This is a genomic window from Rhodopseudomonas palustris (assembly GCF_034479375.1).
GTDB classification, from domain to species: Bacteria; Pseudomonadota; Alphaproteobacteria; order Rhizobiales; family Xanthobacteraceae; genus Rhodopseudomonas; species Rhodopseudomonas palustris_M.
The window spans coordinates 201,438-213,508 of sequence record NZ_CP140155.1; the positions used below are offsets into that span (position 1 = coordinate 201,438).

At 65.5% G+C, this 12,071-nt stretch carries 12 protein-coding genes; 6 read left to right on the forward strand and 6 right to left on the reverse strand.

Annotation, left to right across the window (positions count from 1 at the left end; all coding sequences use genetic code 11):
* The first annotated feature begins 127 nt into the window (after positions 1–127).
* Together SR870_RS00960 and SR870_RS00965 are read left to right on the forward strand one after the other, a co-directional pair.
* On the forward strand, positions 128–532 hold the full coding sequence (locus tag SR870_RS00960; RefSeq protein ID WP_322518373.1) for a DUF3307 domain-containing protein: 405 nt from the start codon (positions 128–130) through the stop codon (positions 530–532).
* Between the two features lie 165 nt (positions 533–697).
* Entirely contained in the window at positions 698–2,962 is a 2,265-nt protein-coding gene (locus SR870_RS00965) for a diguanylate cyclase (RefSeq protein WP_322516187.1), read from the forward strand.
* Positions 2,963–2,999: 37 nt separating this feature from the next.
* On the opposite strand, the gene SR870_RS00970 is transcribed toward SR870_RS00965, so the two are convergent.
* Entirely contained in the window at positions 3,000–3,383 is a 384-nt protein-coding gene (locus SR870_RS00970; RefSeq protein ID WP_322516188.1) for a hypothetical protein, read from the reverse strand.
* 233 nt (positions 3,384–3,616) lie between these two features.
* On the opposite strand from SR870_RS00970, the gene SR870_RS00975 reads away from it, so the two are divergent.
* A complete protein-coding gene (locus tag SR870_RS00975; RefSeq protein WP_322516189.1) occupies positions 3,617–4,027 on the forward strand; it encodes a hypothetical protein in 411 nt (136 codons plus the stop codon).
* A gap of 13 nt (positions 4,028–4,040) precedes the next feature.
* On the opposite strand, the gene SR870_RS00980 is transcribed toward SR870_RS00975, so the two are convergent.
* Both SR870_RS00980 and SR870_RS00985 read right to left on the reverse strand, forming a co-directional pair.
* Entirely contained in the window at positions 4,041–4,367 is a 327-nt protein-coding gene (locus SR870_RS00980) for a YkgJ family cysteine cluster protein (protein WP_322516190.1), read from the reverse strand.
* A gap of 73 nt (positions 4,368–4,440) precedes the next feature.
* Complete coding sequence (locus SR870_RS00985; protein WP_322516191.1) at positions 4,441–5,061, reverse strand: pyridoxamine 5'-phosphate oxidase family protein; 621 nt, start codon at positions 5,059–5,061, stop codon at positions 4,441–4,443.
* A 109-nt stretch (positions 5,062–5,170) separates the two neighbouring features.
* On the opposite strand from SR870_RS00985, the gene SR870_RS00990 reads away from it, so the two are divergent.
* The 3 genes from SR870_RS00990 (at position 5,171) to SR870_RS01000 (ending at position 8,057) form a co-directional block, all read left to right on the forward strand.
* The gene (locus SR870_RS00990; RefSeq protein ID WP_322516192.1) at positions 5,171–6,070 is read left to right on the forward strand and encodes a LysR family transcriptional regulator; all 900 of its coding nucleotides are present in this window, start codon (positions 5,171–5,173) and stop codon (positions 6,068–6,070) included.
* Positions 6,071–6,094: 24 nt separating this feature from the next.
* Positions 6,095–6,745, forward strand: coding sequence for a DNA oxidative demethylase AlkB (alkB, locus tag SR870_RS00995; protein WP_322516193.1), 651 nt, complete (start codon positions 6,095–6,097; stop codon positions 6,743–6,745).
* Between the two features lie 61 nt (positions 6,746–6,806).
* Positions 6,807–8,057: an MFS transporter gene (locus SR870_RS01000; protein ID WP_322516194.1), complete on the forward strand. Its 1,251-nt coding sequence runs from the start codon at positions 6,807–6,809 to the stop codon at positions 8,055–8,057.
* 221 nt (positions 8,058–8,278) lie between these two features.
* Here SR870_RS01000 and SR870_RS01005 read toward each other — a convergent pair whose 3' ends face one another.
* From SR870_RS01005 to hpaD, 3 genes are all read right to left on the reverse strand, one after another.
* The gene (locus SR870_RS01005) at positions 8,279–9,904 is read right to left on the reverse strand and encodes a thiamine pyrophosphate-dependent enzyme (protein ID WP_322516195.1); all 1,626 of its coding nucleotides are present in this window, start codon (positions 9,902–9,904) and stop codon (positions 8,279–8,281) included.
* Positions 9,905–9,934: 30 nt separating this feature from the next.
* Positions 9,935–10,810, reverse strand: a complete 876-nt coding sequence (locus SR870_RS01010; RefSeq protein WP_322516196.1) for a fumarylacetoacetate hydrolase family protein — start codon at positions 10,808–10,810, stop codon at positions 9,935–9,937.
* 125 nt (positions 10,811–10,935) lie between these two features.
* Positions 10,936–11,913 (reverse strand): 3,4-dihydroxyphenylacetate 2,3-dioxygenase, encoded by a 978-nt coding sequence (gene hpaD / locus SR870_RS01015; RefSeq protein WP_322516197.1) that lies wholly within the window; start codon positions 11,911–11,913, stop codon positions 10,936–10,938.
* Between the last annotated feature and the right edge of the window lie 158 nt (positions 11,914–12,071).

A 12,071-nucleotide genomic window follows, 5' to 3' on the forward strand; every position in this document is an offset into this window, starting at 1 on the left:
ATGGAACGCTGGCCGGTCCCTGGCTGGTTGCGATGCTCAGCGCTCGCACGGGAAATCCGAACGACATCAGCGGCGCCGCCGGTCCGTGTCGTGATGCTCCCGTCGGGCCCAGGCAAAGGGCGTGAGCTTGATCCTTCCCCAATTGTCGTCGACGGTCGCCGTTGGTGCGCTCACCGGATGGATGCTGGTACTCACCGTCAAGCACGTTTTTGCGGATTTCTATTTGCAGAACGCCTGGATGGCGCTCGGCAAGGACAAGAAGACGGGCTGGGCGCTGCCGCTGCTCGCGCATTGCGCTGTGCATCTGGTCCTCACCACCGCTGTGATGCTGATCCTCGCCCCGCGCTACTGGTTCATCGGACTGATCGACTTCGCCATCCATCTCGCGATCGATCGCGCCAAGGGCTTCACGGTCGCGACGTTCGCCGTCACCCCGGAAAGTCGGTGGTTTTGGTGGCTGATCGGAACCGACCAGGCGTTGCATCATCTCACCGGCTTCGGCTTGTCGATGTTGCTGGCCGCGAACGCGTGACGGCGTTGCCGATGCGCCGTGCGGGCTTACGCCTGATCCGGACCGATCCGTCGCCTAGGTAGTTCTACGGGATACGGAATTAACCGCCGGATCAGCGACTTCTCGTAGCGTTCTTGCAGACGTCCGCCGTATGCCCGTCGGCGTGCAGGCTGCGCTCAGGACCCGATGGCCAGTTATCTCGAATCCCAGCTCGATTTTATCTACTTCTTCTACGGTCTGGCATTCATTTTGCTGGGCACGCTCAGTCTCGTTATCGCCCGAGGCGTGCCCGGCCCGTTTAGCGACGTCCGTCTGATCGGTCTGTTCGGCTGTCTTCACGGAGCAACCGAGTGGATGGACATGGCCGCCTTGACTGCGGGCAATTCCGACGCGTTCGCGATTCTTCGTGCTGCAGTGCTGACGCTCTCCTACGTATTGCTTACGGAGTTCGCCCGCCGGGGGGCGGCGAAACTCGGGGTCTGGGTGCCGGGTCCTTGGATTTATCTGCCGCTTTTATCGCTGCTGTGCGGTGTCGGCTATGTCGGCGGACTGGATACGGCCAAAGCGTTGGCCCGCTATGGCTTCGGTGCGACGGGCGCATTCGGCACCGGTCTGGTCCTGTTCGCGCTGCGTGGCAGTGTATCCGAAGCGGCTCGGCCGCTGATCGTCGCGATGGCGGTGACGTTCGGTGCATATGCGATCGCTGCGGGCTTCGTGGTCGAAGCCTCTCCGTTCTGGCCGGCCAACCGCCTCAATCAGACCTGGTTCGTCGAGGCGACCGGCATTCCGATTCAACTGGTTCGCGGTCTGATCGCCGTTCTTCTGGCGACGCTGATATGGGGGGCGTGGGGCCAGCGGCTGATGCGGACCTTCGACTCCCCGCGCTATACGGCCTACCTGCATCGGCAGTTTTTCAGCGTGCTGACGACGATGGCCGCGGTTCTGGTCTTCGGGTGGCTGCTGACAAATTTCCTCGGCGGCATCTATCGCGACGAAGTCGAGCAGGAAGCAGCGGCCGACGCCGATCTGCTGGTCAGCGGGATCGTCGGCGCGGTCGGAGCGACCAACGCGATGGTCAAGGTGTTGGCCGGCTCTCCGGCGATCGCGCTGGCCTTGACGAAGAGGGACGACGCCACCCGCGCGGCAGCAAGTTCCGTTCTCGACTTCCATGTCGAAGCGGCTGGCGCATCGCGCGGACTGATCGTCGATCCGTCGGGGCACGTCGTGGACAGGTCCGACCGTCGTGAACCCGCGCTGCTGCGCGCGCCCGATCAGCAGGCGGCCGAATGGTTCGAGAAATCGATCAGAGGTGGCGAGAGCCGCAAACTCGAACTCGACCCGGTGAGCGGCCAGCGTTCCTACGTAACCAGTCAGCCGGTTCGTGATGGGGCTGGGTCGATCGTGGGCGTGGCGGCGCTCGAGGTGCCGCTCGATCGGCTGGGTTCCCGGTCGCGCGGCTTCGATCGGGCATTCTTCCTGATCGATGCCCGTGATGTCGTCGCGCTGACCAACCGTCCGTCCGAACTATTCCGGACGTTGTGGCCGCGACCGGAGCTTGCGCCAGTGGCTCTGACACAAAGGCTCGGCGCGCCTGACTCGCCTCCGATGCTCCGACGCCAGATCATCGGCGGCGATTGGACAAGCTTCGCCGGCCGGCGCGCCTATGTGATCCGCCGGGACGTCGGCGATACGCGCTGGTCGCTGGTGTTGGTGCAGCCGGTCACCGGAATTGCCGCGAGTCGGTTGCTCGGCATCATCATCACATTGCAGATGGCGATCACTGCGCTGTTCTATTTCTTCGGCCGGGAGCGGGGCATCCGTGACCGCATCCAACGGCTGCACCGGGTCGAATTGCAGGAGCGCGCCTTCACGCTGGCGCGTCAGGCGGCGACCGATCCGCTGACCGGTCTTCACAACCGGCTGGGATTCAACGAGCGACTGGAGGAGGAACTGGAGTGCGCGCGCCGCACCGGCCGGCCGCTGGCGCTGATCATGTATGACGTCGATCACTTCAAGGAGGTCAACGATCGGTTCGGGCATCCGACCGGGGATCAGGTGTTGATCCGGCTTTCGATGAGGGCGGCCGCCAGCGTGCGCCAGACTGATCTGCTGGCGCGCTGGGGCGGCGAGGAGTTTGCGATCCTGCTGATCGACACCGACCTGTTCGCTGCCGCCGAGGTTGCCGAAAAGCTGCGGCAGTTTTTCGCCGGCACGGCGTTCGGCGAGGTTGGTCCCGTCACCGCAAGCTTCGGCGTTGCCGAGTACCGGCTCGGCGATTCGGCCGAAACCTTGCTGGCGCGCGCCGACAACGCGCTCTACCGCGCCAAGTATAACGGACGCAATCGCGTGGAACTCGATGCGCCGGTCATCGAAAACGTCGCGCTTTCACCGGCCTCGGAGCGCGGGGATCTGCAACGACGTGCCGACCGCAAAAGCCCGACGGGGACATGAATGTTCATGCCTCCGTTCAGGACGATAATTCGACACGTCAGGCGCTCAGGCGGCCGTCCGTTTCCTGCGCGGCGGCCTCTGCCTTTGCGGCGTGCGGCAGATGCGGCGCCAGCCGGGCGTTGGCTTTCATGAACTGCTGCTGACAGGCCATGCCGTCTTCCAGAACTCGGGCCATCGCGCCACTGAGCCAGTCCTGATACTCGCGGAAGGCATCCAGCGGCGTTGCGGCTTCGCCCATCCGGCGCGCCGTTTCCAGCGCAGCGTGAGTTCCAATCCGCCGGCGCTCGAACCAGCCGTCGGAAAACTCCTTCATTCCGGCGAGGATCGCTTCCTCGCTTTCCCAGAATTTCACGCCGACGGGGGCGTAGCTTCTGGCTGCAGGCTGCAACAGGTTCGGGAACAACGTCACGGGATCGCTCATCTGAAATCTCCGTCGTGACCGGTGAACTCAAAATCGCTTGGCCGAAGTCGGGACATTAAACGCCGATTGCGGCGTCCAAGTGATCACAACCCGGCGATCGGAAATTCCCTGCTCGCGTTTTCGTTCCATGCGATTCGCGCAAGCCTCAGAAGAGGTATCAGAAGGCATAGTTAAGTGCTCATTAACAAGTTCGGCCGCATCCTCACTATCGAAATCGCCTCGGAGTAACGCCGATGTTGTCGAGCCGTGAAACCTTCGAAAACGACCACTGCCCGGTCCGGGACGATCTCCTCGGTGCGATGTATCGCGCCAACGAGAACGGTCTGCCGGCGCTGGTGGAAAGTGTATCGTCCGACGTTCGTGCCCAGCTCGCGCTGTTCTGCTATCGCCGCGCCCATTTGCATGCGCTGGCGCTGACGATCGCCGCGAGCTGCGATGAGCGCGATCTGATTCACCACGGTGGCCGGGTCGGTTCCGTTCTCGTCGCGCTGTCGCGCGAGACCGCGGCGCCGCGACATCGTGCGCCCGCGGCGAACTACAGCCATCGCAAGGCGATCACGCTGTCGACCAAGCCGTTGTCCAGCATCGCGCCGCTCGACCAGGACGATGTCGAAGACGACGAGATATCGCCGGCGTCCAATTGAGCGGCTGTATCGATTACTCTCCGGCCCTCAGCGGCGCCAGCCCGTGCCTGCGCCGGGCGATCCCGCATTCGGGATCTCCCGGCTGGCACTCGCGGCAGACCTCCGGCCGCAACGCATAGATCGTGCAGGCCGTCGCTTCGCCGACCCTGCCGCTGAGCGCACAGCAGCGCTCGCCCTCGCAGCGCATCCCGCTCAGTCGCGCATTGACCAGTTCCGCCGGAATCGCGTCGAGCGCGGCGTCGTCCTCCACGGTGAAGCGCGGCCAGTTCGCCGAATAGGCGCAGCACGCGCCGCAACTCTGGCACGGACTCACCGGGTCGGTCGGCGCGGGGCTGATCATCGCTCCGCTTTAGCTCGACGCGGTCGATCGCGAAACCGCTTTCCCGGATTTCGTCCGGATTACGGATTACGGATTACGCTCGGCGCATTCTCGCTTCAGCGAGTTCAGCTTCCAACTGGGCGATCCGGCCGTCGCGTTTGGCGAGCGCCTCGGCGACGTCGGCTGCGTCGAATTTCTGCGGGATGTGCTGCGGGCAATTGGTGTCCCATGCCTCGACTTCGAACAGAATTGCCTGCTCCGGCCGCGCCTTGTAGCCCTTCGGCGTCAGCGATGCGGTCAGCGCAGGGTCGTCCTCGACGACCCGGGCGCGGCCCCAGATCTTGACCCGGCGGCGATGCGCGTAGTCGATCACGAAGATATACGCCTTCGGATTCTCCGCGAGATTGCCCTGCGTGATGTACTGCTTGTTGCCGGTAAAGTCGGCGAATCCGAGCGTTTGCCGGTCGAGCACATGCAGAAATCCCGCCGGACCACCACGATGCTGAATGTAGGGCTGCCCATCGGCGCTCGCGGTCGCGAGCAGAATGCTGGTCTGCGCCGCCAGAAAGGCGGCAAGATCGTCGTCGATCACGTTGCGCCAGCCGCCGTTCTGTTCAACCCGGGCGTAGGCGCTGCGTGAGCCCTTGCGGGCCTGAACGGCCTTGACCTGCGGGGTGAAGGCGATGTCGCTGGTGAAATGGAGTGCGTCACTCATGGAAGCCTCCTGGCTGATGTGCTCGAGTAGGCCTGAAAGTGCTCATTGTCGCTGGTTGGGGCAATAAGCTGATTTGACACTTCATTGTTGCTTGTATTGAAATAGTAGGATGGATCGTCTCGACGCCATGGCCGCCTTCGTGGCGGTTGCCGATCTGCGGGGCTTCGCCCCTGCGGCGCGCAAACTCGGGCTGTCGCCTTCCGCGGTGACCCGGCTGGTCGCCGCGCTGGAGGAGCGCGTCGGTGCAAGGCTGCTGCAGCGGACCACCCGCTCGGTCGCGCTGACGGACATCGGCGTGCGCTATCTCGAGCGGACGAAGCGGATCCTCTCCGATATCGAGGAGGCGGAGGCTTCCGTTTCCGCGGAGCGCAGCAAACCGTCGGGGCGGCTGGTGGTGTCGGCGCCGGTGGGCTTCGGCCGGCTGCACATCGCGCCGCTGCTGTCCGACTATCTGAAGCGTTATCCAGACATCACCGGAGAACTGCGCCTGTCGGACCTGATGATCAATCTGGTCGAGGACGGCGTCGATTGCGCGGTCCGGATCGGGAGGCTCGCCGATTCGAGCCTGGTGGCGAAGCAACTCGGCGCGATGCGGCGGATCGTCGTGGCGTCACCGGACTATCTGAACGCGCGTGGTTCGCCGACCACGCCGGCGGATATCGCCGCGCACGACACCCTCCATTTCGGTACGAGCGCGTCCGCAGTGACGTGGCGTTTCGTCGTCGATGGGCGCGACATCCGTGTGAGCTGTACGCCGCGCCTCGCCACCAATTCTGCCGACGCCGCGATCCTGCATGCCGAGCGGGGCGGTGGCCTCACGCGCGTGCTCGCCTATCAGGCCGCCGACGCGATTCGGGACGGACGCCTGCAGATCGTATTGGCCGATTATGAAGAGCCGCCGCTGCCGATCGCGATCGTCTACCCGACGCCGCGGCTGTTGTCGGCCAAGGTCCGCGCCTTTGTCGATCTCGCCGCGGAGACTTGCGACTGGCGGTTCGGCGCGAGATGACGATGTGATGAAAGGAAATCAGTCTTGGCAACCGATCTGTTCGATGCTCTGTCCGATGGCCCGCGGCGTGAGGACATCGCGCCGGGCGCGACGCTGCTGCACGGCTTTGCACGGGCGCAGGAGCTCGAATTGATCGAGGCGATCGAGGCCGTCGTCGCGCGCGCGCCGTTCCGCCACATGATGACGCCGGGTGGCTATACGATGAGCGTGGCGATGACGAGTTGTGGTAGCGCCGGCTGGGTGACCGATCGCGGCGGCTATCGCTATGCGGCGAACGATCCGGCCAGCGGTCAGCCGTGGCCCGAGATGCCGATGATGCTGCGTGACCTGGCGCGCAATGCGGCCGCGGAAGCCGGCTTCGCCGGGTTCGACCCCGACGCCTGCCTGATCAACCGCTACGCGCCCGGCGCCAAAATGGCGCTGCATCAGGACAAGGACGAGCGGGATTTCACCGCGCCGATCGTCTCGGTGTCGCTCGGGCTCCCGGCGATCTTCCAGTTCGGCGGGATGGCGCGCAGCGACAAGCCGCGGCGCTTCGAATTGCGCCACGGCGATGTGCTGGTGTGGGGCGGCGAGACGCGGCTGGTGTATCACGGCGTGCTTGCGCTGAAGGACGGCGAGCACCCGCTGCTCGGCCGCCAGCGCATCAACCTGACATTTCGCAAGGCACTGTAGGTGCGTTACATCACTTTTGCCGCACCGCGATCTCCTCTATCCTGACATCGGGAGAGGGCTGATGACCGACCTTGCGATCGACGACGACAACGCCGCGAGCGGCGCCCGCATCAATCGCGCCGGCGTCTATATCGCATTGCTGCAACTGCTGTTTGCGCTGTGCTGGACGATCTATGTGGTGTTCTTGCCGAAACTCGCCGCTGAGGTGGGCATTGCGCCGGGCGCGGTGATCCTGATCCTGATGCTCGACCAGGCGATCTTCACCATCGCCGACACCGCAATGGGCATCGCCGCCGACAAGGTCGCATCGCTCGCCGGCCGGATCGGCCTGTTCGTCGGCATCGCCACAGCGATTTCCTGCGCCGCGTTCATCGCGCTGCCGTTCGTCACCTCGGGCGGGCCGTCCGCGCAGGTGGCGTTCATCGCGCTGATCGTAGTTTGGGCCGCCACATCCTCGGCGCTGCGCGCGCCGCCGCTGACGCTGTTCGGTAAATACGGCGCGCGGCCGTCGTTGCCGTGGCTGTCGGCGCTCACCATGCTCGGCTACGGCCTCGCCGGCGCGGCGTCGCCCTATCTCGGCGTGGTGATGAAGGACATCGACGCGCGGCTGCCGTTCGTGATCTCCAGCGTCGTGCTGCTGATCACCACGCTGGCGCTGTCGCGGGTCGAACGCGGGCTCTCGACGGCGCAGCCCGCGGCGAAGCCGCGATCCCCCGGCAAGGCGCCGGGACGCCTGCCGGTGTTGTTCATCGCGGCGATGGTGCTGCTCGCGCTCGGCTATCAGATGCATTTCGGCCTGAACAGCGCGCCGATGTTCCTGCGCTTCGCCAAACCCGACGATCTGCAATGGCTTATGCCGGTGTTCTGGATCGGCTTCAACGTCGCGTTGTTTCCGGCCAGCGTCGTGGTCAAGCATCGCGGCGGGCTGATCGTGATGGGTGTCGCAGGATTGCTGGGTGCGCTGGCGGTGGCCGGCGCGGAGTATGCCGGCCACCTCAACGTGCTGATCGCTGCGCAATTCCTTGCCGGCGCGGCGTGGGGCTGCATGCTGATGAGTGCGGTGTCGGCGGCGCTGGCGATCGGACAGACCGGCGCCGAAGGCCGGCTCACCGGCCTGGTGTTCTCGGCGCTCGCGCTCGCCACCTTTGCCCGGATGGCGGCGGCCGCCGGCGGTCTACAGAAGCTGCCGGACTACGCGCCGCTGCTCTACTGGGCGCCGGTGGCGTGCTGGTCGGTGGCGGGCGCGGGGCTTCTGGTGCTCGCGGCGTCGCGGCTGCGCGGGGCGGAGGCGGGCACAGCGTCCTCACCATGAGGGCAGTGGTCGGGGCAGGGGCTGCCGGCACTGATATCACGCTCGTCATTCCGGGGCGCGCATAGCGCGAACCCGGAATCCATACCCCCAGTAAGCGCGTTCAGGCACGGCGTACGATACGCCGTGAACAACGCGAGAAATTGTGGTTATGGATTCCGGGTTCGCTCGCTGCGCGAGCGCCCCGGAATGACGATCGAGAGGTGTGCCTGCTCGTCGGAGTCCTACGGTTGCGCTGGATGAATGAACGGCCACGGGCTCGCTTCGCTGTCGCGCGGGACATCGATCGCGATCAGATACGGCCCGCCATGCGACAGGGCTTTCTCGAGCGCGGCGCGGAAATGATCCGGCGAGGTGACGCGCGACGCGGCGACGCCGAACGATTCCGCGAGCCTGACGAAATCCGGATTGACCAGATCGGACGCCACCACGCGGCCTTCGAACTGGGTGACCTGATCGCGCCGGACGTTGCCGTAGGCCGAATTGTCGAACACCAACGTCACCACGCCGATGTTGAACTGCACCGCGGTGGCGAGCTCCTGCACCGCGAACATGAAGCCGCCGTCGCCGGTGATCGCGACCACCTGTTTGTCCGGGCAGGCGACCTTGGCGCCGAGCGCGGTCGGGAAGCCGGAGCCGAGCGTGCCCTGATAGCCGGAGGTGAGGAACGTCCGCGGCTGGTAGATCGGGAAGCCGTACCACGATGCGAAGCCGACCTGCGACAGCTCGTCGGTGACGATGGCGTCGTCCGGCAGCACCTCGCGCAGGATCTTCAGGTAAGCCATCTGCGGCTGCACCGACTGGATCGCCTCTAGCGTCCGCGCGGAGGCGTCGCGGATCGCGTCGCGGCGGCCCTTGGTCTTGCTGTAGCCGCGCTTGCTCACCGCATCGACCAGCGCGCGCGTGCCGGCTTTCGCGTCGGCCACGACGGCGGCGTCGGGCGAAAAGCGGCGCATCTCGGCCGGATCGATGTCGATCCGCACCGATTTCTGGCCTTCCGGCCGGAACGGCCAGCGGAACGTGGTGGGCAACTCCATCCGCGTGCCGATGCCGATGATCAGATCGCATTGCGGCCACAGCCGATAGGCGGCGGCGAAGGTCAGCCCGAGTTCATGCGCGTTGCTGACGATGCCGCGGCCGCTTCGGAACGCGACGACCGGCGCATCGATCGCTTCGGCCAGTTCGAGAATCGCGTCGCCGGCTTCCACTGCGCCGGAGCCGACGAAGATCATCGGCGTCTTGCTCGCAGTGATCAGTTTCGCGGCCGCATCGATGCGATCCGGATCTGGGAGAGGCGGCGCGACCGGATCGAGCTTGATTGCATCTCCCGTCTCGGCGCGTTGGGTGAACACTTCCCACGGCATTTCCAGCGCCACCGGGCCGCGCCGGCCGCTCGTCATCTCCTGGAACGCGCGCGCGACCAGCGCCGGCGCGTTGCCCGGATACTCAATGCGTTCGGCCCATTTGAGGAAGCTGCGCAGCGTGGCCAACTGGTCCGGCATCTCGTGCAGATGGCCGCGACCTTTGCCGAGATAGGCGCTCGGGACTTGTCCGGTCAAACACAACACCGGCTCGTTGCAGCCGAGCGCGGTGAGCATCGCAGCGCCGGCGTTCAGCACGCCGGGGCCGGGCACGACGCTGAACACGCCGGGGCGGCCCGAGGCGCGGGCGTAGCCGAACGCCATGTAGCCGCAGGCCTGCTCGTGGCGCGCGCCGATCACCCGCAGCTGCGCCTTGGCGAAGCCGTCGAACAACCCGTAGATCTGCGCGCCGGGCAGGCCGAACACGGTGTCGATGCCGTGCGCGACGAGGCCCTGCACGATCGCTTCGCCGCCGGTCATGATGCTCATGGAAAGGTCCGTTGTTGATGAGACAAATAACTATGCCGCGGCTTCGTCGACCACGCCGTTGCGCAGGGTTCCGATGCCGTCGGCTTCGACCTCGATGATATCGCCGGGCATCAGATACACGGGCGGCTCGGAGCGCGCGCCGGCGCCTGCCGGGGTGCCGGTGACGATCAGGTCGCCCGGCACCAGCGTGGTGAAGGTCGAGATGTAGTGGATCAGATAACGGAACGAGAAGATCATTCGCGAAGTGCGGTCGTCCTGCCGCGTGTCGCCGTTGACGCGGGTGGTGAGGCGGATGTCGGCGATCTGCGCTTCGCCCGCGAACGGCACGATCCACGGGCCGAGGCTGCCGGTGTGATCGAAATTCTTGCCCTGCGTGACGTTGAACTTGGCGTGGCGCACCCAGTCGCGGATCGTGCCTTCGTTGCACAGCGTGATTGCGGCGACGTGATCGAGGGCATCGGCTTCCGCGATGTGGCGGCCGGGCTTGCCGATCACCAGCGTCAGTTCGCCCTCGTAGTCGAGCAGCTTCGACGCGCGCGGCCGCACCAGCGAGGCGCCGTGGCCGACGAAGGAGCGCGCCGTGCGCATGAACATGCTCGGAAATTTCGGCGGTTCGCTGCCGTCCTTGTATTCGGCGTTGCGGTCCGGATAGTTGACGCCGACGCAGATGATCTTTTCCGGCTGCGGGATCGGCGGCTGAAACACCACCTTGTCGCGGGCGAAGTCCGGCGCGGTGTGGTCGGCTTCGTCGACGATCCGCTGCAATGCGCCCGCGGCGATCACCTCGCGCAAGGTCGGATAGTCGTTGGCGTGGCGCGCCGATAGATCGACAACGCCGTTGTCGCACACCGCGCCGTAGCGGGTGAGGCCGTTGACGGTGAAGGTGGCAAGGCGGGGAGTGGTCATGGACGGCGTTCCTTAGAAAAGTCGTCACCCGCGAATGCGGGTGACCCAGTATCCCAGAGCGGTCGTTTTTCGAACCAGCGCTCTGCCATACTGGATCGCCCGGACGAGCGGGGCGATGACCGGGGTCAATCCGCAATCATCACATCGGCCACGAAAACCGGCTCGCGAACCTCCTCGCCGAGGAAGTCCGAGCCCTGCTCGAACCAGGAACGCGGCGCCGGCGCGCCCCACAGGGTCTGGCGGCGCGGGTCGCGCAGCGACCAGCGCAGCGGGGCGTGGTCGTGATCCATGGTCTGGTAGTCGCTGCAGTACAATTCGATGCGGTGGCCGTCGGGATCGCGGACGTAGAGGAAGAACGCATTGGAGATGCCGTGGCGGCCAGGGCCGCGCTCGAGGCTGAGCCCGCGCGACGCCATCACGTCGCAGAGATGGATGATGTTGAGCGGACCGGGCACCCAATAGGCGAAATGATGCAGCCGCGGTCCGCGGCCATTGGTGATCGCGAAATCGTGGACGTTGCCCTTGCGGTGCAGCCACGCCGCGGCGATGCGACCGTTCTCGCCATCCTCTTCGGCGTATTCGGTGAGGCGGAATCCGAGCCGGGCGTAGAAGTCGATGGTGTCCTGGGTCTCGGCGGCGAACACGTTGAAATGGTCGAGCCGCTGCGGATGACAGCCTTTGTAGAGTTCGTAGCGGCGCAACAGATGCGGCCGCTTCTCCATGCTCGCGCAGAATTCGAGCCGGAATCCGAACGGATCGGTGACGTGCAGCGTGCGGCCCTGGAACGGCCGATCGACGAAGCTGTAGATCAGCCCGTTTTCCGCAAAGAAGCTGCCGGCCTTGTCGAGATCGGCCTCGTTGCCGACGCGAAAGCCGAGCCGCGCCGCGGCGGGCTGAGCGGCTTGGCGCAGCACCAGCGAGTGATGCTGATGCTCCTCGCTTCCGCGCAGATAGGCGGTGGCGTCGTCGCGATCCTCGACATGCAGGCCGATGATGTTCGAATAGAACTCAACGCTGGCGGAAAGGTCGGTAACGTCGAGCACGACGTGACTGCAACGGATGATGTTGAACGGTGGGTCGAACACGTGCTGCGGCACAGGCATTGGCGAGGTCCCCAGTGATTCTGGTGTGAATTCAGCGACGTCATTCCGGGGCGCGCGTAGCGCGAGCCCGGAATCCCGAGATGATGGACACGAGCAGTGCTCGCGGCGAGATCCCGGGTTCGCTCGCTGGCGCGAGCGCCCCGGAATGACGGGTGGAG